This window comes from Salinicola halophilus (assembly GCF_003206155.1).
Taxonomy (GTDB): Bacteria; Pseudomonadota; Gammaproteobacteria; order Pseudomonadales; family Halomonadaceae; genus Salinicola; species Salinicola halophilus.
Map to the genome: position 1 here is coordinate 192,016 of NZ_PZJV01000001.1, position 19,935 is coordinate 211,950.

The window sequence follows — 19,935 nt, forward strand, 5'->3', positions numbered from 1 at the left end:
GTCGCGCTCTTTCATGAATGATGCCGCTACCCGCCATGCCGCTCACGACGTCTCATCCGAAAGGGCCAACGTTACCGATAGCGCTCGCGATCTGACCGACGAGGCGCGCGAGCCTACCGACGACGCTTACGGGCTCACCGACGAACAGCGGGCGGTCATTGCCCACGGCGGGGGCCATGCCCGAGTCGCGGCGGTCGCCGGTGCGGGCAAGACCACCACGCTGGTGCGGCGCGTGCTGGGCCTGCTCGCCGCCGGTGAAAACCCGCGCCGGGTACTGGTACTGATGTTCAATCGTGCCGCCCGCGACGATTTTCGTCTCAAGCTCGAGCGCGAAGCGAGTGTCGGCACGGCGCTGCCGGAGGTGCGAACCTTCCATTCGATCGGCCATCGCCTGACCCAGAGTCTGACGCGATGGGGCTATCTCGCCCCGCGTCAGCTGCTGCAGGCGGACTGGCAGCGAGAGCGACTCTTCCGTCAGGCCGTCATGCAGAGCCTGGATCAGGCCGATCACGAGACCCGCGAGGCCGCGCTCGACGCCGATCGACTGGAGGCTTTCGCGCAGTTCTGCGATCTGGTGAAGGCGGAAGTCGCCGAGCCGGCAGCGCTCTTCGAGCGCTTGGAGTACGCCGACAGCGAGCGCCATTTCGTCGACGCGTTCGCGATCGCCGAGTCGCTGCTCGAAGCGTCGAACGCGATGACCTACGCCGATCTTCTCTATCGTCCGCTTCGGTGCCTGGAAGCCACGCCGGACGCCCGTCGTCGGGTGCAGGGCTTTCTCGCCCATGTGATCGTCGACGAGTATCAGGACATCAACGAGGCGCAGCTGAGACTGTTGCGCATCCTCGCCGGCGACAGCGCTCAGGTGATGGCGGTGGGGGACGCCAATCAGTGCATCTACGAATGGCGCGGCGCGCGTCCCGACGCCATGCTGGCGCGTTTCGATTCGCTTTTCGGTCACGCCCACGACTACCCGCTTTCCTACACCTTCCGCCATGGCCATGCGCTGGCGCTGGCGGCGAATCATGCCATCCGGGGCAACCGGCAGCGGCGTGATCAGCTCTGCCTGGCCGCCCCCGGCAATCCGACGACGACGCTTTCGGCCGGTACCGGTGCCAATGCGCTGCTGGCGACCCTCGAGCGATGGCACGGCGAAGGGCGGCAGAGCCGGGAGGCGTGCGTGCTGGTGCGTAGCTGGTCGCTGTCGGTGTCGGTGCAGCTACAGCTGCTTCGCGCCGGCATCCCGTTTCGCCTCGCCCAGGAGGAGCGCTTCGTCTTCCGACTGCCGCTGGTGCAGGCGCTCGCCGGCTATCTGCAGCTCGCGCGGGCGCCGGGGTTGCTCAACGATCCCGCCCATCTGGGCCTGCTCTTCTCCCAGCCGACCACCTTTGTCGCGCAGGATCGGCTGCGGGCGCTGGTCGACGAGCTTGCCCGCACGCAGCGCTGGCCGGCGAAGGACGCCGGCGTGCTCGGCGGGCTGCGCCCCGGGCAGCGGCGCAATCTCAAGCGGCGCTGGCAGCTGCTCTGCGAGCTGCCCAAGCTCGCCAACTGGCCGCCGGCCAAACTGCTCGAACACGTGGTCGACGCCATCGATGCGGAAAAGGTGCTGCGCCGCTCCGCCTCGCGTCGGGAGAAGGCGGATGACGACGTGCGCCTGCTCGACGTGCTGATCGAGCAGGCCGGGGAGCTGGCCAACGACCCGGACGCCTTCATCGAGCTGCTGCGCAATCCGGTGGAGAATCGCGACGACGGCGTGCTCATCAGCACCGTGCACGGTGCCAAGGGTCTCGAGTGGCCGCTGGTGGTGCTGGCGGGGCTCAACGAGGAAGACTTCCCCCACTACAGTCGGGAGAACCCGCTCTCCCCGGAGCGCCAGGAGGAGGAGCGTCGGCTCTATTACGTGGGCATCACCCGTGCCCGAGAACGGCTGCTGCTGCTTCAGGATGGCGGCGAACATCGCCCGAGCCGCTTTCTCGACGAAACCGCGGTCGACGACGCGGTCCTTGTCGCCCGGGCGCTGGCCGATGATGTGTCCGACCGCGCCGAGCATCAGCCGCTCGCCGTTCGCGAGCCGGCGCTGATCGAACGCTATCTCGCCCGTGTGGGTAGTCCGCTCGACGTGACGCCCCGCGTGGAACCGACCTCGGCCGCGCCGTCATCCACGCCGGCGCGCGCCGACTCCTCGGGTTGGCAGGTGGGGGACCGCGTGCGCCACGCGACCTTCGGTGACGGCGAGGTGATCGTGGTCGAAGGCTCGGCCGCCAATCCGGTCATCGACGTACGTTTCGAAACCGCCGGACGGCGGCGTCTGATTGCCGCCCGTGCGCCGCTGGAGCGCCTGGCGCGCGCTCGAACCCACTAACCGTGGAGTAAAAAGCCATGCAGGAAGTCCTGATCGATTCGTCGACACTCGCCGCGGCCATGGCGTCGACGCAGCCACCGCTGGTGCTCGACTGCCGGGCACGCCTCGAAGACGCCGAAGCAGGGAGGGCGCTATGGCAAGCGGGCCACCTGCCAAATAGTCTTCATATCGACATGGACCGCGATCTCTCGGCGCCACCTGGCGAGGGCGGGCGCCATCCGCTACCGAGCGCCGGGGCCTTCACCGCTACGCTGCAGCGCCTTGGCGTCTCGCCAGCGCGTCGCGTGGTGGTCCTGGACGACCGCGGCGGCCAGCTCGCCGCCGCCCGAGCCTGGTGGATGATCGCCCGGTGGGCCGGGCACACGGACGTTCGCGTGTTGAATGGCGGGCTACCCGCCTGGACGGCGGCCGGCTACTCGCTCAGCGGCGCCGAGCCGCCCACGGCGGCGGCCAGCGACTGGCAGCCGCGCTACGACGATACGGCATGGATCGGCGTCGAAGCGGTGACGGCTGGCGATACGCAGCTCGTCGATGCCAGAGCGGCATCACGATTCCGCGGCGACGAGGAGCCGATCGACCCGATTGCCGGCCACATTCCCGGCGCCGTCTGTCGTCCCGCGAGCGCCAACCTGGCCGCCGGCGGGCGCTTCAAGCCGGCGAGTCAGCTCGCCGAGGAGCTGCCGCGAGCCGATGCGATTAGCGTTTACTGCGGCTCGGGGGTGTCTGCCTGCCATAACATTCTCGCCTACGCCATCGCTGGACTGGCGCTACCCAGGCTCTACGTCGGCTCGTGGAGCGAGTGGATACGCGACCCGACACGTCCGGTCGCGACCGGCGGCTGACACTCGGCGACTCCGCCAACTAAGACGCCTCGCGAGCGATGCTCGCGAGGCGCCTTGCGTTCGGGCTCAGCGGTCACGGCGCTTCGGCGCCGTGCCGCTCGCTGTGGCGCGCTACATGTTGGGGTAGTTCGGCCCGCCGCCGCCCTCCGGCGCCACCCAGGTGATGTTCTGGGCGGGGTCCTTGATGTCGCAGGTCTTGCAGTGAATGCAGTTCTGGAAGTTGATCTGAAAACGCGGGCCGTCCTCGCTCTCTACCACCTCGTAGACCCCGACCGGGCAGTAACGCTGCGCTGGCTCGGCATACGCCGGCAGGTTCTTGTCGATCGGAATCGAGGGGTCGGTGAGCTTCAGATGGCAGGGCTGGTTCTCGTCATGGTTGGTGTTGGAGAGAAACACCGACGAGGACTTGTCGAAGGAGAGCTTGCCGTCCGGCTTGGGATAGTCGATCGGCTCGACGTCCTGGGCCAGCGTCATCTCGTGGTCCGGCGCGGTATCGTGGAGCGTCGGCAGCTTGCCGCCGGTGAGCTGGTCGACGAAGTTGAACGCGCCGCCGCCAAGGGTGCCGTATTTGTGAATCGCGGGGCCGAAACTGCGGCTCGCCTGCAGCTCTTCCCAGGCCCAGCTCGCTTCCCATGCCTGGGTGAACTCGGTCAGCTCGCGGCCACCCTCGCTGTCGTCGGCAAGCGCCGCGAAGACCTTTTCGGCGCCGATCAGACCGGACTTCATCGCAGTGTGGATGCCTTTGATCTTGGCGAAGTTGAGCGTGCCGGCGTCGCAGCCCAGCAGCAGCCCGCCGGGGAAGGTCATCTTCGGCAGGCAGTTGGCGCCGCCCTTGGTGATGGCCCGGGCGCCGTAGGCGACTCGGGAACCGCCCTCGAGGGTGCCTGCCAGCAGCGGATGATGCTTCATGCGCTGAAACTCGTCGAAGGGCGAGAGATACGGCTGGCGGTAGCCGAGATCGACGATCAGGCCGACCATCACCTGCTGGTTGTCGCCGTGGTAGAGAAACCAGCCTCCGTGATTCTGACCGGAGAGTGGCCAGCCGGCGCCGTGCAGGGCAAGGCCGGGCTGGTGCTTCTCCGCCGGCACGTCCCATAGCTCCTTGAAGCCGATGGCGTAGTGCTGCGGGTCGCGACCGGCGGCGAGGTCGAAGCGTTCGATCAGTCGCTTGCCGATATGCCCGCGCGCGCCCTCGCAGAACAGGGTGTACTTGGCGCGAAGCTCCATGCCGGGCATGTAGTTGGCGGTTTCGCTGCCATCGGCGGCGACCCCCATATCCCCGGTGACCACGCCGCGAACCACGCCTTCGTCATCGACGAGCGCTTCCTGCGCGGCGAAGCCAGGGATGATCTCCACACCGAGCGCTTCCGCCTGCTCGGCCAGCCAGCGGCAGAGATTGCCGGCGCTGATCACGTAGTTTGGCGTTTCGCCGCCGACGTTGTGCATCGTCTTCGGCACCAGCGCATTGGGCAGCTTCTGGGTGTGCTGCGCGTCCTTGAGCAGGTGGACTTCATCGCGAGACACCGGCGTGTTGAGCGGGGCGCCGCGCTCGGCCCAGTCGGGGAAGAGTTCGTTCAGCGCGCGCGGGTCGAAGAGCGCTCCCGACAGGATATGCGCGCCCACTTCGGAGCCTTTCTCCACCACGCAGACACTCAGCTCGCGCTCGGCCTCACCGGCCTGCTGCATCAGGCGGCAGGCGGCGGCGAGCCCGCTCGGCCCGGCACCGACGATGACCACGTCGAATTCCATGGATTCACGTTCCAAACCGTCTCTCCTTGTCGTCTACTCACGGGTTGGCCAAGACTGGCGGCAATGGCCGGGCAGCGCCCGTGGCCCTGCCGGACCGTCTGGTCACCGTTTGAGTCGCGCCGCACGTCCGGCGGGCTGTCGCTTATTCGGCGGGGCGCTTTTCTTATGCCGAGGCGCCGCTTCGGCCCGGCCTTGGGGATGCGCTATCATCGCATCTTTCACGCGCCGCTGTCCCGGCCCGCAAGGGCTGGCACAGGCGGCGAACCGCCTATGGCCGAGGCGATGTCGGACCATCACGGCCCGGTCATTTCCTCAAGGCGCGGCGTGAAGGTACGCTGTCGCTCAACGCGCCCTGTGGCGCCGACGATCTTCCGGCCCACCCCCAACGAACGGCCGGGGCGGATCGCTTTGTATTCAGCCTGCGAGGACACCCATGAAAGTACTCGTCGCGGTCAAACGCGTCATCGACTACAACGTCAAGATCCGGGTCAAGCCGGACCACTCCGACGTCGATCTCACCAATGTGAAGATGGCCATGAACCCCTTCTGCGAGATCGCCGTCGAAGAGGCCGTGCGACTCAAGGAGAAGGGCGTGGCCACCGAAGTGGTTGCCGTCACCGTCGGGCCGAAGGCCGCCCAGGAGCAGCTTCGCACTGCGCTGGCCCTCGGCGCCGATCGCGCCATTCACGTCGAGACCGAGGAGGTCGTCGAGTCGCTCGCCGTGGCCAAGCTGCTCGAGGGCGTGGTCAACGAAGAGAAGCCTGACCTGGTGATCCTCGGCAAGCAGGCGATCGATACCGATAACAACCAGACCGGCCAGATGCTGGCGGCGCTGACCGGTATGGGGCAGGGTACCTTCGCCTCCGAAATCGTCGTCGAGGACGGTGAAATTCGGGTGACGCGGGAGATCGACGGCGGCCACCAGACCGTCGCACTCAAGCTGCCGGCGGTGGTCACTACCGACCTGCGCTTGAACGAGCCGCGCTATGCCAAGCTGCCGGACATCATGAAGGCGAAGAAGAAGCCCCTCGAGAGCCGTACACCCGAGGCGCTCGGCGTCGCAGTGCCGGCCGGGCTCAAGCGCCTCAAGGTCGAAACGCCCGCCGAACGTAAGGGCGGCGTCAAGGTCGGCTCTGTCGACGAGCTGGTGGACAAACTCAAGAACGAAGCCAAAGTGCTTTGAAAGGAGCCGATCATATGAGCATTCTGGTCCTGGCCGAACATCACAACGGTCAACTCAGTGACGGCACCGCCCACGTCGTTGCCGCCGCGACCGCGATCGGCGGCAACGTCGACGTGCTGGTGGCGGGGGAGAGCGTGCAAGGCGTCGCCGAAACCGCCGCCACGCTCGAAGGCGTCAGTCGCGTCCGGGTGGCCGACGCCGCCGTCTACGCCCACCAGCTCGCCGAGCCCATCGGCGACCTGCTGGTCCGGCTGGCCGACGACTACACCCACGTGCTCACCGCGGCATCGACCGGGGGCAAGAATGCGCTGCCGCGCCTGGCCGCACTCAAGGGCGTCAATCAGATCTCCGAGATTCTCGAGGTCGTGAGTGCCGATACCTTCAAGCGCCCGATCTACGCCGGCAACGCCATCGCCACCGTTCAGTCCGACGACCCGCTGAAGGTCATCACGGTACGTACCACGGCGTTCGACGCCGTCGCCCGTCAGGGGAGTGCGAGCGTCGAGGCGATCGAGAGCGAAGTGACCAACGCGGTTTCGCGCTTCGTCGACGAGGCGCTCGCCCAAAGCGATCGTCCGGAACTGGGCGGTGCCCGAATCATCGTTTCCGGCGGCCGCGGCATGGGCAACGGCGAGAACTTCAAGCTGCTCGAAGGAATCGCCGACAAGCTCGGCGCCGCGGTCGGCGCCTCCCGCGCCGCGGTCGACGCCGGCTTCGTGCCCAACGACATGCAAGTGGGGCAGACCGGCAAGATCGTCGCCCCCGATCTCTACATCGCCGTGGGCATCAGCGGGGCGATTCAGCACCTGGCGGGCATGAAGGACTCCAAGGTGATCGTCGCCATCAACAAGGATGACGAGGCACCGATCTTTCAGATTGCCGACTATGGTCTGGTCGGCGATCTGTTCGAGATTCTGCCGGCGCTCGAGCAGAAGCTATAGCCGGCGCCTAAGCGTTCGCATCAGTCGACGCGCTGGCCTGCCGGCTTCAGTGTCGGCAGGGGCCATCATGAGCCGATATCTACGGGTATCGGCTTTTTCGTGTCTGCACGGATCTCTCGCGGCAAAGCGGTCACGCGATACCGTTGCAAGCGCTCCTGATTGATAATTGTTCTTGTTTGTATTAGCTTGTCGCTCGCATTCAGCCTCATATCATCGCCTCGAGCGGTGCTTTCACCGGCTCTTTCGCCCCATTCGCAAGGAGATGGCGTGGTGCATCACATTCCGCGGCTGCGAGGCCGTCGACGTCACGCGCTGGCGTCCTGTCTCTTGGCCTTGAGCCTGACCTCGATCACTGCCGTCGCCCAGGACGCGTCCCCTCAGGCCAGTCTGAGCCAGGCGAGTATCGACGCGCAGCGGGCCCAGGCCGAACTGCAGGCGAAAATCGACAGCGCCGATGACGCGACCCGCGAGGCGCTCGCCGAGCTGCGTCAGACCCGCCAGCAGGCCGATCGTCTGGAACGCTACAACGCCGAGCTCGCGCCGGTCGTCGAAAGTCAGTCCGAGCGGATCGCCAGGCAGACCCAGGCGCTCTCGCAAATCTCGGCGACCCGCGAAGCGTTGCCCGGCGAAATGCGCGACATGGTGGCCCAGCTGCGCACGCTGATCGAAGCGGACATGCCGTTTCTGAAAAGCGAGCGACTTGCCCGCGTCGATGATCTGGAGTCGCTGCTCGCCAGCGACGAGGCGTCGGCGTCCGACAAGCTCGAGCGCATTTTCTCCGCGTGGCGCGCCGAACTCGACTACGGTCGCGAGATGGATCACTGGCGCGGTGCACTCACCGGCACCCAGTCCGAGACCGCGCAGGCACAAAGTCAGTTCGCCCGCGAGGTGGACTACCTCCGCGTCGGCCGTACCGGCTGGTACTACGTGACGCCTGACGATCACGCTGGCGGCGTATGGCGCGTCGCCGATGGCGAATGGGAGCCGCTGACGCAGGGCCAGATCGACGAAGTCCGTCGTGGCATCCGTATCAGCGAAGATCAGGGCGCGCCCGAGCTACTCGAACTGCCGGCGTCGCTGGCACTCGAGCCCGGCCGCGACGCGGGAGGTGAGTCATGAGGCGCCGTTCATCCGGGATACTGACGCTGGCGCTCACGCTGGGGCTGTCCGTTCCGTTGCAGCCGGCATTGGCGCAGTCCACTGCCCCCCAGCCCACCGACTCTCGGACCGCTGATACGCAGAACGGGGACGCGGCGTCGCTGCAGTCGGTGGTCGCCCGGTTCCAGCAGGAGAGCGCGGCGGCCGAGGCCCGCGACGCCGAGCGCTTGCAGGCGCTGCTCAACGACGGCAGCGCCCTGGATGACGCCTTGAGCGAAGCGCAGACGCGGCTCGAAGCCGCGCAGTCGCGCCGCAACGAGCTCGAAGCGCGCCAGCAGTCTCAGCAGGCACGCCTGGACGCGCTGGCCCAGTCTCGCGGTGACGACGCCGGCGACATCGAGCAGGTGTCGAGCATCGTCAAGGGGCAGGCCGGCGAGCTTCGCGACGCCCTCGGCAACGCCTGGGTCACCGTCGGTGGCGATGCCGAGTTGCCCCCGCGTCTCGATGATCGCGGGCTCATCGACATCGATACGCTCGACGGGGTGCGCAACGATCTCGCCGCGCTGATCGCCGAAAGCGGTCGCGGCGTGCGCTTCACGGCGCCGGTCGCCGGCACCGACGGCGACGTCACTCGGCGCGAAGTGATTCGCCTCGGCGACACGCTCGCCTTCAGCGACGGTGAACTGCTCGAGCGTAGCGGCGATGAGGGGCGGCTGACCGCCTATTCGCGCACGCCGGCACGTATTCAGGGCGCGCTGCGCGCCTTTCAGGCGGGCGAGAGCGATAGCGTCGTCATCGACCCCACCGATGGTGACGTGCTCGATGCTTTCGCCCAGCAGCCCACGCTATGGGAGCGTTTCAATCAGGGCGGCTACGTTGGCTACGTCATCGTCGCGCTGGGGCTTCTCGGACTGCTCGTCGCGCTGGCGCAATATCTCTACTTGCTGAGCGTGAGCCGGCGTACGCAGCGCCAGATGAACCATCCGGAGTCGCTCAGCGATGACAACCCGCTGGGTCGTGTACTCAATCGTTTCGCCGCGCTGGGGCACAACCACGCACCGGAAGCGCTCGAAGCTCGTCTCGATGAGGCACTGCTCGCCGAGCAGCCGCGGCTCGAGCGGGGTCAGCCGGTGGTCAAGCTGATCGCCGCCGTCGCGCCGCTGCTGGGTCTGTTGGGGACGGTGACCGGCATGATCATCACCTTCCAGTCGATCACCGTCTTCGGTACCGGTGACCCGCAGCTGATGGCCGGGGGTATCAGTCAGGCGCTGGTGACCACGGTACTGGGGCTGATCACGGCCGTACCGTTGCTGTTCGCCAACACCGCGCTCAGCAGTCGCAGCCGGCGTCTGCTGGGTCAGCTCGAAGGGCGAGCGAGTGCGGTGCTCGCCGACCACCTCGAAGCCGAGACGCGCGCTGCCAATGCCCAGGAGCGATCCCATGGCGCTCATGCCTGAGCTGCTGACCGCGCTCGATCCGATCCGCTGGCTGATCAACGCCGGCGGCGAGGTGCTGGTGATGATCATGCTGGTGGCAATGGTGCTGTTCGCGCTGGCGCTGGAACGGCTCTTCTACTGGCGCTTTACGCATCGTCGCGCCCGGCGGGCACTGATCCAGGCGTGGATCCAGCGCCGCGATCACGTCACCTGGAGCGCCTTGACGCTGCGTGAGGTGTGGACGCGAGAACTCATCGCCCGGCTGCGCATGCCGCTGCCGTGGCTGAAGCTGCTGGTAGCGATCTGCCCGCTGCTGGGGCTGCTGGGAACGGTGACCGGGATGATTCAGGTCTTCGACAGCCTGGCGCTGACCGAGAGCGGACAGGCGCGAGCGATGGCCGACGGCGTCGCTCGGGCGACACTGCCGACGCTTGTCGGCATGGCGGTGGCTGTGGTCGGGCTGCTGTTCGTCAGCCGACTGGAACAGATCATTCGGCGCGAGGACCAGCGATTGCACGATCGCATGGCGCGTGCCGTGGAGGAGTCTCATGCGTAGGCGTCGCTTGCGAGAAGCCAGTGACGAAAGCACCGGTGTCGATCTGACGCCGATGCTCGACGTCGTGTTCATCATGCTGATCTTTTTCATCGTCACCACCAGCTTCATCAAGGAGAGTGGCGTCGAGATCGAGCGGCCCGAGTCCAGTGCGGCGACCGCGCGGCCCGACACCCAGGTGCTGGTCGCGATCACCGATCAGGGCGCGGTCTGGGTCGACGGCGAGGCGGTAGACGCCCATCGCGTCGGCGCCCGCGTCGCCGAACTGGTCTCGGGTGAGGGTAGCGTCGTGGTACAGGCGGACCGACGCTCGACCACCGGCACGCTGATCGAGGTGATGGATCGCATTCGCGAAGCCGGGGTCGAAAACGTTGCCGTGGCGGCGAATCGAGGCGGTAGTTGATGCGACGGCTCGCCGGTCTCGTCGGGGGCGCGCTGCTCGCGCTGGTGCTCTTCTACCTGCTTGCGCTGCTGGTGGCGCCGCCGTCCCCCGAGCAGACCCAGATCGTCGAGTCACCCCCCATGGCCATGGTCGAGGCGACACCGCAGGAGCAGCCGGTGCCGAGCCAGTCCACGCCAGCGCCGCCACCGCCCCCCGTCGAGCCGCCACCGCCACCCGCGGCAGCCCCGGTGCCGGCGGCGGAGAGCCCGAGCCCGGTGGAGATTCCCGAGCCCGAGACGCCGCCGGTGGAGACGCCGGACGTCACGCTCGACGAGGATCTGCCGGCGCTGGACGAAGTCGAGCCGCAACCGGAACCGACGCCGGAGCCGCCGCCGGAACCATCGCCCGAGCCGCAGCCTACGCCCGATCCGCAGCCGGCAGCGCCATCCCCGGCCCAGGTAGCCGATGCCGCACCGGCCGAAAGTGACGCGCCGCCGGCCGCACAGCCGCCGAGGGGAACCCAGGCATCGCCGCGAGACGTGGGCGAGATCAGCCCGGTCAGCCGGGAGCAGCCGGTCTACCCGCGGCGCGCGCAGCGGCGCGGCATTGAGGGCTACGTGCAGGTACGTTTCACCATCCAACCCGATGGTCGCGTCGACGCCGGTTCGCTCGAGGTGGTCGATGCCAACCCGCCGCGAATGTTCGACCGTGAGGTCAAGCGCGCCATGGCGCAGTGGCGGTTTCCGCAGGCCGAGGATTTTCGGCGGGTCACGCAGCGGATCGAATTCAAGCTGGGAGGGTAGGAATGATCACAGTCCCGGGTCGATGCCGCTCACGATGTGTCAGGCACTGGACGGCGGCGATCATGCTCGCCGCGCTTGGCGTGTCGCCGCTCGCAAACGCCGAAGGGCCGGCACTGCGCGCGGACATGATCGCCTCGCTCGAATCGATGCAGCAGACACTACGTGGGGGCGACGCCGCCGGTGTCGCCGATCGCGCCGTCGCATCGGCCGAGCGGTTGGCCGGCGGCAATGCCGCCGATCGCTGGGCCCGCGCGCTGTTTCTGCAGATGGCTGCTTCGGCGAAGGCGCGTCAGGGCGCGTCGGCGGCGGCAGCCGACCTGCTGGCCACGGCGCGAGGCATCGATCAGGTGCCCGCGGCGCGTCAGCTCGCCTGGCTCGAGCAGGAGGCGAAGCTGCGGCTACGGGCAGGGCAGACCGACGCCGGTGCCGATCTGCTTACCCGCTGGGTCGAGCGCAGCGGGGGCGATGACACCTCGCGCTGGCTGCTGATTCAGACGCGGGCGTCGCTCGGCGATTGGTCGGCGGCCGCCAACTCGCTCGCGCGTATCCAGGCCTCCGGCGATAGCGACGGCTGGACACCGGAACAGCGTCAGCTCGCAGGGACGGTCTATCAGCAGACCGGGCAGTTCGACCGGGCGCTGTCGTTGATCGATGTGGAGACTGACGGTAACGCCGCCGCCGAGCGCGGTGATGTCTGGCGGCGGATGGCGGGGATGGCGCAACGCGCCGGAGACGACGGTCGCGCCGCCGCCATCTGGGAGAGCGGCTGGCGACGCGGCGTGCTGACCGCAGCCGCGGATCTCGAGCAGCTCGCCAGGCTGCATCTCGCTGGTGGCACCCCCGCTCGTGCCGGCGAGCATTTGAGCGACTGGCTCGAGAGCGGCCGGCTCGAGGATACCCTCGAACATCGACGTCTGCTGGCGCAGGCGTGGACGGCAGCGCGGGAGCACGACAGGGCGCTCGCGGCCTGGCGTCAGCTCGCCGAACGCACCCAGATGCCCGAGGATTGGCACCGGCTGGCGGATATCGCCTACGGCTGGGGCGAGTGGCAGACGACGCGGGAAGCGTTTGACGCGCTGCGAGACGCCGGCGGTCATTTCGCGGATCGTGACTGGCTGCTCTACGGCATCTCGGCCGCCCAGCTCGAGCGGACGGCAGAGGCTCGGGAGGCGTTTCGAGAGGCCGTGGCGGCAGGCAACCCGCAGGCACAGCAGTGGCTGGACTCCCTCGGGTCGACTTGACGGTCGAGACGGGGGTCGCTCGTCAGCCGAGTGAGAAAGACGCAAGGAACCGCCGAGCGCCGGCGGCAAAACAGCGGGCGGCGCCCTCGTTCATTACGGAAGCGGGCGCCGCCCGTTGTCGTTGTCCGGCATCGCTGCCCTGACGCGAGATCGGTTGAGAGTCGCCGATCCCAGAGCGCACGCTCTAGAGCGAGAACTCACTCCAGACAGGGGCGTGATCGGAGGGTTTTTCCATCCCGCGCAGGTCGTAGTCGATGCCCGCGTCGCGGGTCAGCTCGGCGAGCGACTCGGTCGCTAGCAGGTAGTCGATGCGAAGCCCGCGCTTGGGGTCGCGCTCGAAGCCTTTCGAGCGGTAATCGAACCAGCTGAAAGTGTCGTCGCTCTCCGGGTAGCAGCGGCGGTAGCTGTCTGAGAGCCCCCATGCCTTCAGGGTCGAGAGCCACTCACGCTCTTCGGGCTGGAAGCTGGTCTTGCCCTCGCGCAGCCAGCGCTTGCGGCTCGCTTCGCCAATGCCGATGTCGCGATCTTCCGGCGAGATATTGAAATCCCCCATGATCGCGAGTCGCTCCTCGGGACGGTGACGGGATTCGAGCATCGCGTTCAGGCCGGCGTAGAAGGCGCGCTTGTTGGGAAACTTGGTCGGATGCTCGACGTTTTCGCCCTGCGGGAAATAGCCGTTGTAGACCGTCAGCGGCGCGCCGTCCGGTAGCGTCAACGTAACGCCGATCAGGCGTCGCTGAGCGTCTTCATCGTCGTCCGGGAGACCGAGGTAGACCGCGGTCGGGGCGAGACGGGTCATCATTGCGACACCGTAGTGGCCTTTCTGGCCGTGGTAATGGACGTGATAGCCCATCGCCTCCACAGCCTCGCGAGGGAACTCGCTGTCCTGGACCTTGGTTTCCTGCAGCCCGATCACGTCCGGGGCGTGGGTATCGATCAGCGCCTGGAGCTGATGCAGTCGGGCCCGAATGCCGTTGATGTTGAAAGAGACCAGACGCATCAGCGAGAACCCTCGGGATCGCCATCGCCCTTGTGCAGCGGCAGCGGCGGGGCGCTCTGACGCTGGCGCTTGCGCTCCGCCTGCTCCTTGCGCTGCTCGGTCTTCTTGCTGACGAAGCGCCGCGACGTCGTGGAGACCTCGTCGGGGTTGTCATGGCGCCAGCGACGGTAGTCCTTACGCTTGCCGGTGCGAATCGTCACCTTGTCCGCCAGAGAGCGGGTCTTGCGTTTACGTGTCATGCGCGTGACCTATGGCTTGAGCGCGGGGGCTGCCGCCACCCGCAGAAACTTGCGATAGCGCATTCTAACAGCCACGCCGATAGCTGACAGCGACGCGACAGCACGAGCGCGCAGGGCTCGTGAAGGCAGCTGGCCACCGACTGGGCTCGCGACGTGTTCGACTGGGCTCGCGACGTGTTCGACTGGGCTCGCGACGTTGAACGGTGGGACTGATACAATGGGCGCTTGCTCGCGATTCTGATCGAGTGGCCCGGCCAGCCCGAAAAGCCATAAGCCGGGAACCGCGGTGGCATCCTCGACGGTGCGACCGATCTCGGGATCGCGTACGTCATCGTCAATCGAATTCGGACATTCGTCATTACTATGAGTGAGTCGGACAACACCCAGGCCCAGGCCCAGGCCCCGGCACAGAACCGCAGACCCAAGCGGCGTCGACGCAAGCCTCGCAAAACGCAGTCGGGGAATGCCTCCCAGTGGTCGCTGAAACAGTTCCCTGTCGAGCCCGTTGCTGGTCGCTGGCGTTTCCATGACTTCGATCTGCCGTTGGCGCTGATGCGTGCCATCCACGCAGAAGGGTTCGAATACTGCACGCCGATCCAGGCGCAGGCACTGATGCAGACCCTGCTCGGCGGCGATGTCGTCGGCAAGGCGCAGACGGGCACGGGCAAGACGGCGGCGTTTCTGATCTCGCTGCTGGCCTACTTTCTCGAAGAGGAAGCGCCGGATGGCCAGAAACCCGGCACGCCACGCTCGCTGATCGTCGCCCCCACGCGGGAGCTGGCGCTACAGATCGAGAAAGACGCCAAGGCGCTGGCACGCTTCACCTCGCTCAACGTGGCGAGCGTGGTCGGCGGCATGGACTATCAGACCCAGCGCACGGCCCTTGCCAAGAACATCGATATCCTCGTGGCGACGCCGGGTCGACTGCTGGATTTCCAGCAGAAGCGGGACATCGATCTCTCCCAGGTCGAAGTGCTGGTGCTGGACGAGGCGGATCGCATGCTGTCGATGGGTTTCATCCCCGACGTCAAGCGCATCATCCGCTACACCCCGAAGTGCGAGGAGCGTCAGACGTTTCTGTTTTCGGCGACCTTCACGCCGGACATTCTCAGCCTCTCCGAGCAGTGGACGCAGAAACCGAGCCACATCGAGATCGAGGTCACCACCGAGAACGCCGCCAACATCGATCAGCGCGTCTATCTGGTGAGCGATGCCGAAAAGCGCAAGCTGCTGGTCAACCTGCTCAGGCAGGAATCGATGGAGCGGGTGATCGTCTTCGGCAACCGCCGCGATCTGGTACGCGAACTCGACGGCCTGCTGCGTGAAGCCGGCATCAGCGTGGCGATGCTCTCCGGCGACGTGCCGCAGAACCAGCGCATCAGTACGCTCGAGAAGTTCCGCGACGGCGAAATTCAGGTGCTGGTCGCGACCGATGTCGCCGGTCGTGGTATCCACATCGAAGATGTCAGCCACGTGGTCAACTTCACGCTGCCGGAAGACCCGGAAGACTACGTCCACCGTATCGGGCGCACCGGCCGTGCCGGCGCCAAGGGCGTATCGATCAGCTTCGTGGGCGAAGAAGACGCGTTCTCCCTGCCGGAGATCGAGACCTACATCGACGGCAAGCTCCCCTGCGAGCATCCGCCCGAAGGCCTGATCGAATAACTTGCACGCTCCCCCGGCCGCTCCTTTCGTGAGCGGTCGTTCTCTCATGGCTTCCTCTTTCGACGGAACCGGCATGCTCGATGCGACCCTCAAGCAGGAGATACAGGACGCCTATCGGCGCGTGCTCGAGGGGCTCGAACTCACGCCACGCTACGGCCAGCGGCTGATGATCGCCGAGATCGCTCGCACGCTGGGAGCGATCGAATCCGACGATCAGGGCCGACGCACCTCCAACGAGCACGTCTGCGTGCTGGAGGCGGGTACCGGTACCGGCAAGACGCTGGCGTATCTGCTCGCCGCGCTCCCCATCGCCAAGGCGCGGGGCAAGCGGCTGGTCATCGCGACGGCGACCGTGGCGCTGCAGGAGCAGGTGCTCAATCAGGACCTGCCGATGCTTCAGAAGCATAGCGGGCTCGATTTCGGCTATGCGCTGGCCAAAGGGCGCGGCCGCTATCTCTGCGTCGCCAAGCTGGATCAGGCGCTGGAGGGCGCCGAGCCCAATCCGACGCTGTCACTGTTCGAGCAGACGATCGCCACCGACGCCGGTGGCGACTTCCCGCAGCTGATTCAGGAGATGGCGGACAGCTATTCGTCCGGCAGCTGGGAGGGGGATCGCGACAGCTGGCCGGTGGCGATCGAGGATCGTGACTGGCGGCGACTGACGGTGGATCACCGTCAATGTACCAACCGGCGCTGCGGGCACTTCGGTGCCTGTGCCTACTTCCGCTCGCGGCGGCATCTCGAGCAGGCGGACATCATCGTCGCCAATCACGATCTGGTGCTGGCGGATCTCGCGCTCGGGGGCGGCATGGTGCTGCCGTCACCCAAGGACTGCATCTACGTCTTCGATGAGGGGCACCATCTGCCGGACAAGGCGCTCGATCACTTCCATCACCGTTTCGGGGTCAACGCCACGCTGCGCTGGCTGCGCACGCTGAAGAAGTCGTTGACCGAGCTGACCACTGCGCTGGGAACGCAGCCGGCACTCAACCGCATGCTGGCAGCATTCCCCGAGCGGATCGCCGCGCTGGAGCCGCGTCTGGGCGATGTCTATTCGATGGGCCATCAGATCGCCGGACTCCCCCAGGGGGCGGGTAGCGAGACGCAGCATTTTCGATTTCCCAACGGTCGCGCGCCGCAGCCGCTGGTCGAACTCGCCGAGCAGCTGGTCGTCCCCTTTGCCGAGCTCTCTCGCGATCTCGAGACGATGACCGGCATTCTGCGCGAAAGCCTCGACCCGGAAAAGTCCACCGGCCTGGCGCGGGAGCAGGCTGAGCCCTGGCTGCCGCTCGCGGCGCTGCTGCACGGTCGGGCGCTCGAGGCCCACGCGCTATGGCAGGCGATGGCGACGCCGGACCCGGCGGATCAGAAGCCGCAGGCGCGCTGGCTGACGTTCCAGACCTTCGGTAGCGAACCGGAGCTGACCTTCTCGGCGAGTCCGGTATCGGCGGCGGAGACGCTGGCCCGCCATCTGTGGGGTACCTGTCACGGTGCGATCGTGACGTCGGCGACGCTAACCGCGCTCAATCGCTTCGAGCGCCTGCAGGAGCGAGCCGGACTCGCCAATCGCTACCGCTATCAGCGCCTGCCGAGTCCTTTCGACTACTCGCGGGCGACGCTGAGCGTGCCGCGGGAGGCCGTCGATCCCGGCGACGGCGCCGCTCACGAGCGGGCGATCGTCTCTTTCATCGAGTCGCTCGGCGACGACGAAGCGGTACTGGTGCTCTTCTCGTCGCGCAAGCAGCTCAAGAGCGTCGCCGAAGCGCTGCCCGATCCCTGGTCCTCGCGTCTGCTGGCGCAGGATCGACTGCCCAAGCGCGAGCTGCTCGAGCGTCACCGCAAGGCGGTGGACGACGGCAAGGGCAGCCTGATCTTCGGACTGGCGAGCTTCGCCGAGGGGATCGATCTGCCGGGGCGCTATCTCACTCACGTGGTGATCACGCGGCTGCCGTTTTCGGTGCCGGACGACCCGGTGGGTGCGACGCTGGCGGAGTGGATCGAGAGTCAGGGCGGTAACCCCTTCATGCGCATCTCGGTACCCGACGCTTCGATCAAGCTGGTTCAGGCCTGTGGGCGTCTGATTCGCAAGGAAGAGGATAGCGGGCGGATATCGCTGCTCGATCGCCGCGTGCTGACACGGCGCTACGGTCAGGCGCTGCTCGATGCGCTGCCGCCGTTTCGCCGCGAGATCGATGGCGTAACGATGGGCGAAGCCTCCTGACGCCGACGCAGCATGGCGCCGACGGGGTCTGAGCTCTAGGGCCACTCGCCGTGCTCGATACCTGTCCCCTAATTAAGACGCCCGGGAGGAGCTCCTCCCGGGCGTCTTGCAGTCGAGCGGACCGGGGAACGTCAGTCGGCGTCTTGCTGGCGCGCCTTGAGTGCGGACTCGATCTGCGTTGCCACCTGCGTGAAAGTGCGCTCGGTGGTCGGCCAGTCGATGCAGGCGTCGGTAATCGATACGCCGTATTCGAGCTCGGCCAGATCCGACGGGATTTTCTGACTGCCCCAGCCGATGTTGGACTCGATCATCAGCCCAATGATGGAGTGATTGCCGTCCACGATCTGCTGGGCGACGTTCTCCATCACCAGCGGCTGCAGGGAGGGGTCCTTGTTGGAGTTGGCATGCGAGCAGTCGATCATCAGGTTGGCGCGCAGGTTCGCCTTGGCGAGTTCCTGCTCGGCGAGGGTCACGCTGACGCTGTCGTAGTTCGGCTTGCCGTTGCCCCCACGCAGCACGACGTGGCCGTAGGCGTTGCCGCGGGTCCGGATGATCGCGACCTGGCCGGCCTGATTGATCCCCAGGAAATTGTGCGGGCTGGCCACGGACTTCAGCGCATTGACTGCGACGTCGAGGCTGCCATCGGTGCCGTTCTTGAAGCCGACCGGCCCGGAAAGCCCAGAGGCCATCTCGCGGTGAGTCTGCGACTCGGTCGTACGCGCCCCGATCGCCGACCAGCTGATGCAGTCCTGCAGGTACTGCGGCGAGATCGGATCGAGCGCTTCGGTCGCCAGCGGCAGGCCGATTTCGGCGAGATCCACCAGCAGGCGGCGGGCGGTATGCAGGCCTTCCTCGATCGCGAAGGTATCGTCGATGTGCGGGTCGTTGATCAGCCCCTTCCAGCCGGTGGTCGTACGCGGCTTCTCGAAGTAGACCCGCATGACGATATAGAGGCTGTCACTCACCGCATCGGCAAGCTTTCGCAGGCGCTTGGCATAGTCCCGTGCGGCGTCGGGATCGTGGATCGAGCAGGGGCCCACGACGACGAGCAGGCGCGGATCTTCTCGGTCGAGAATGCGCTGGATCGTCTGGCGGCCTTCGATCACGGTCCGCTCGGCAGCGTCGCTCAAGGGCACGTGCTGCTTGAGCTGCTCGGGGGTGATCAGGACGTCCTGGGAAAGGACGTTGAGATTGTTGACCTGCTGTTCCGACATGCTGGGCTCGTTGACTGTTCTAATGGGGGCGCGTTGAGCGCGTACTATGGAGGCTGGCGGGTCAGGAAATCAACTTCGCGGGTGGCGAACGTCACGGGCATGCCCCGATACCGTCGGCCTGTCACCGGTAGTCACTTGATGCGCCGAGACAAAACGGGAACACTGTCACGTTGCCGGCGCGTGCGAACGAGATCGTTCTGTTATAAGTTGCACGCCTATCACTGAATCGCGAGTTCTCGAGCTCCAGGTAGAGTCATGAGCGTATTGTTTTGTCATTGTCATCGAGCGTCGTTTTCACAGTGCGCCACGCCCCTGCCCGAGGGGAGGAGCTGAATGGGGGCCAGAGAAACCGATCAGCAGCTCGTCGAGCGCGCGCAGAAAGGGGATACACGGGCCTTCGACCTCCTGGTCAAAAAGTATCAGCACAAGATTCTCGGTCTGATCGGCCGCTACGTTCAGGATCACGGCGAAGTTCAGGATGTCGCGCAGGAGGCTTTCATCAAAGCCTACCGCGCGCTTGGCAGTTTCCGCTCCGAAAGTGCCTTTTACACGTGGATGTATCGCATCGCCATCAACACGGCGAAGAACTATCTCGTCTCTCGCGGGCGTCGCCCTCCGGGTAGCGATCTCGACATCAGCGATGCCGAGATCGTCGATCAGAGCGGACGTCTCGCTGACATCGAAACCCCCGAAGCCGCCATCGCACGGGATCAGCTGGAAGCTGCCGTTTTCCAGGCGATCGATGCGCTGCCGGACGATCTGCGCACTGCCATCACGCTGCGCGAGTTCGACGGGCTCTCCTATGAAGACATCGCCACCATTATGGAGTGTCCCGTGGGGACGGTGCGCTCACGTATCTTTCGGGCCCGCGAGGCCGTCGACAAGCATATCGCACCGCTGCTCGAGCACGGCCCGGCGGAGGCCGCCGACGAATGACGACGAGGCATGTGTCGCCATTTCGAGACGTCGACTTCGACGATTCGACACTTGAGATGAACCGAAAATGAAC

Annotated in this window: 17 protein-coding genes; 13 read left to right on the forward strand and 4 right to left on the reverse strand. The window is 66.4% G+C overall.

The annotated features are described in order from the left end of the window. Positions 1-13: 13 nt before the first annotated feature. Both DOM33_RS00810 and DOM33_RS00815 read left to right on the forward strand, forming a co-directional pair. Positions 14-2,359 (forward strand): ATP-dependent helicase, encoded by a 2,346-nt coding sequence (locus tag DOM33_RS00810; RefSeq protein WP_110664949.1) that lies wholly within the window; start codon positions 14-16, stop codon positions 2,357-2,359. Positions 2,360-2,376: 17 nt separating this feature from the next. Beyond that, the gene (locus tag DOM33_RS00815) at positions 2,377-3,201 is read left to right on the forward strand and encodes a sulfurtransferase (RefSeq protein WP_110664951.1); all 825 of its coding nucleotides are present in this window, start codon (positions 2,377-2,379) and stop codon (positions 3,199-3,201) included. A 111-nt stretch (positions 3,202-3,312) separates the two neighbouring features. Here the strand turns inward: DOM33_RS00815 and DOM33_RS00820 are convergent, their stop codons facing one another. Beyond that, the gene (locus tag DOM33_RS00820) at positions 3,313-4,950 is read right to left on the reverse strand and encodes an electron transfer flavoprotein-ubiquinone oxidoreductase (RefSeq protein WP_110664953.1); all 1,638 of its coding nucleotides are present in this window, start codon (positions 4,948-4,950) and stop codon (positions 3,313-3,315) included. A 433-nt stretch (positions 4,951-5,383) separates the two neighbouring features. On the opposite strand from DOM33_RS00820, the gene DOM33_RS00825 reads away from it, so the two are divergent. The 8 genes from DOM33_RS00825 to DOM33_RS00860 all read left to right on the forward strand — a co-directional run bounded on the left by DOM33_RS00825 (position 5,384) and on the right by DOM33_RS00860 (position 12,587). After that, on the forward strand, positions 5,384-6,133 hold the full coding sequence (locus DOM33_RS00825; RefSeq protein WP_110664954.1) for an electron transfer flavoprotein subunit beta/FixA family protein: 750 nt from the start codon (positions 5,384-5,386) through the stop codon (positions 6,131-6,133). A gap of 14 nt (positions 6,134-6,147) precedes the next feature. Further along, on the forward strand, positions 6,148-7,074 hold the full coding sequence (locus DOM33_RS00830) for an electron transfer flavoprotein subunit alpha/FixB family protein (RefSeq protein ID WP_110664956.1): 927 nt from the start codon (positions 6,148-6,150) through the stop codon (positions 7,072-7,074). 267 nt (positions 7,075-7,341) lie between these two features. Beyond that, positions 7,342-8,193 carry a DUF3450 domain-containing protein gene (locus tag DOM33_RS00835; protein ID WP_239495217.1) on the forward strand — a complete coding sequence of 284 codons (852 nt, stop codon included), beginning with the start codon at positions 7,342-7,344 and terminating at the stop codon, positions 8,191-8,193. Beyond that, the gene (locus DOM33_RS00840; RefSeq protein ID WP_110664958.1) at positions 8,190-9,629 is read left to right on the forward strand and encodes a MotA/TolQ/ExbB proton channel family protein; all 1,440 of its coding nucleotides are present in this window, start codon (positions 8,190-8,192) and stop codon (positions 9,627-9,629) included. The genes DOM33_RS00835 and DOM33_RS00840 overlap by 4 nt, the downstream gene beginning before the upstream one ends. Further along, positions 9,622-10,164 carry a MotA/TolQ/ExbB proton channel family protein gene (locus tag DOM33_RS00845; protein WP_110667400.1) on the forward strand — a complete coding sequence of 181 codons (543 nt, stop codon included), beginning with the start codon at positions 9,622-9,624 and terminating at the stop codon, positions 10,162-10,164. Before DOM33_RS00840 ends, DOM33_RS00845 begins: the two co-directional genes overlap by 8 nt. Continuing rightward, positions 10,157-10,564, forward strand: a complete 408-nt coding sequence (locus tag DOM33_RS00850; RefSeq protein ID WP_110664960.1) for an ExbD/TolR family protein — start codon at positions 10,157-10,159, stop codon at positions 10,562-10,564. Before DOM33_RS00845 ends, DOM33_RS00850 begins: the two co-directional genes overlap by 8 nt. Then, on the forward strand, positions 10,564-11,346 hold the full coding sequence (locus tag DOM33_RS00855; RefSeq protein ID WP_110664963.1) for a TonB family protein: 783 nt from the start codon (positions 10,564-10,566) through the stop codon (positions 11,344-11,346). Before DOM33_RS00850 ends, DOM33_RS00855 begins: the two co-directional genes overlap by 1 nt. Positions 11,347-11,408: 62 nt before the next feature. Beyond that, positions 11,409-12,587 carry a tetratricopeptide repeat protein gene (locus DOM33_RS00860; protein WP_239495218.1) on the forward strand — a complete coding sequence of 393 codons (1,179 nt, stop codon included), beginning with the start codon at positions 11,409-11,411 and terminating at the stop codon, positions 12,585-12,587. A 184-nt stretch (positions 12,588-12,771) separates the two neighbouring features. On the opposite strand, the gene xthA is transcribed toward DOM33_RS00860, so the two are convergent. Continuing rightward, positions 12,772-13,587: an exodeoxyribonuclease III gene (gene xthA, locus DOM33_RS00865; protein ID WP_110664968.1), complete on the reverse strand. Its 816-nt coding sequence runs from the start codon at positions 13,585-13,587 to the stop codon at positions 12,772-12,774. Next, positions 13,587-13,826, reverse strand: a complete 240-nt coding sequence (locus DOM33_RS00870; protein WP_110664970.1) for a hypothetical protein — start codon at positions 13,824-13,826, stop codon at positions 13,587-13,589. The genes xthA and DOM33_RS00870 overlap by 1 nt, the downstream gene beginning before the upstream one ends. A 363-nt stretch (positions 13,827-14,189) precedes the next feature. Between DOM33_RS00870 and DOM33_RS00875 the strand changes: the two genes are divergently transcribed. Continuing rightward, the gene (locus tag DOM33_RS00875) at positions 14,190-15,491 is read left to right on the forward strand and encodes a DEAD/DEAH box helicase (RefSeq protein WP_110664972.1); all 1,302 of its coding nucleotides are present in this window, start codon (positions 14,190-14,192) and stop codon (positions 15,489-15,491) included. 73 nt (positions 15,492-15,564) lie between these two features. Continuing rightward, entirely contained in the window at positions 15,565-17,712 is a 2,148-nt protein-coding gene (gene dinG, locus DOM33_RS00880; RefSeq protein ID WP_110664974.1) for an ATP-dependent DNA helicase DinG, read from the forward strand. 131 nt (positions 17,713-17,843) lie between these two features. On the opposite strand, the gene DOM33_RS00885 is transcribed toward dinG, so the two are convergent. Beyond that, a complete protein-coding gene (locus DOM33_RS00885) occupies positions 17,844-18,926 on the reverse strand; it encodes a 3-deoxy-7-phosphoheptulonate synthase (RefSeq protein WP_110664977.1) in 1,083 nt (360 codons plus the stop codon). Between the two features lie 333 nt (positions 18,927-19,259). Here DOM33_RS00885 and rpoE point away from each other — a divergent pair, with 333 nt between their 5' ends. Further along, a complete protein-coding gene (gene rpoE / locus DOM33_RS00890) occupies positions 19,260-19,862 on the forward strand; it encodes an RNA polymerase sigma factor RpoE (protein WP_110664979.1) in 603 nt (200 codons plus the stop codon). The last annotated feature ends 73 nt before the right edge of the window (positions 19,863-19,935 follow it).

Bases quoted from the DNA above. Each gene is read 5' to 3' on its own strand.
- DOM33_RS00845 (WP_110667400.1), top strand. From the start codon at position 9,622: ATGCCTGAGCTGCTGACCGCGCTCGATCCGATCCGCTGGCTGATCAAC.
- DOM33_RS00870 (WP_110664970.1), bottom strand. From the start codon at position 13,826: ATGACACGTAAACGCAAGACCCGCTCTCTGGCGGACAAGGTGACGATT.
- DOM33_RS00860 (WP_239495218.1), top strand. From the start codon at position 11,409: ATGCTCGCCGCGCTTGGCGTGTCGCCGCTCGCAAACGCCGAAGGGCCG.
- DOM33_RS00830 (WP_110664956.1), top strand. From the start codon at position 6,148: ATGAGCATTCTGGTCCTGGCCGAACATCACAACGGTCAACTCAGTGAC.
- DOM33_RS00840 (WP_110664958.1), top strand. From the start codon at position 8,190: ATGAGGCGCCGTTCATCCGGGATACTGACGCTGGCGCTCACGCTGGGG.
- DOM33_RS00815 (WP_110664951.1), top strand. From the start codon at position 2,377: ATGCAGGAAGTCCTGATCGATTCGTCGACACTCGCCGCGGCCATGGCG.
- DOM33_RS00810 (WP_110664949.1), top strand. From the start codon at position 14: ATGAATGATGCCGCTACCCGCCATGCCGCTCACGACGTCTCATCCGAA.
- DOM33_RS00855 (WP_110664963.1), top strand. From the start codon at position 10,564: ATGCGACGGCTCGCCGGTCTCGTCGGGGGCGCGCTGCTCGCGCTGGTG.
- DOM33_RS00820 (WP_110664953.1), bottom strand. From the start codon at position 4,950: ATGGAATTCGACGTGGTCATCGTCGGTGCCGGGCCGAGCGGGCTCGCC.
- DOM33_RS00825 (WP_110664954.1), top strand. From the start codon at position 5,384: ATGAAAGTACTCGTCGCGGTCAAACGCGTCATCGACTACAACGTCAAG.
- DOM33_RS00850 (WP_110664960.1), top strand. From the start codon at position 10,157: ATGCGTAGGCGTCGCTTGCGAGAAGCCAGTGACGAAAGCACCGGTGTC.
- xthA (WP_110664968.1), bottom strand. From the start codon at position 13,587: ATGCGTCTGGTCTCTTTCAACATCAACGGCATTCGGGCCCGACTGCAT.
- rpoE (WP_110664979.1), top strand. From the start codon at position 19,260: ATGGGGGCCAGAGAAACCGATCAGCAGCTCGTCGAGCGCGCGCAGAAA.
- dinG (WP_110664974.1), top strand. From the start codon at position 15,565: ATGCTCGATGCGACCCTCAAGCAGGAGATACAGGACGCCTATCGGCGC.
- DOM33_RS00885 (WP_110664977.1), bottom strand. From the start codon at position 18,926: ATGTCGGAACAGCAGGTCAACAATCTCAACGTCCTTTCCCAGGACGTC.
- DOM33_RS00875 (WP_110664972.1), top strand. From the start codon at position 14,190: ATGAGTGAGTCGGACAACACCCAGGCCCAGGCCCAGGCCCCGGCACAG.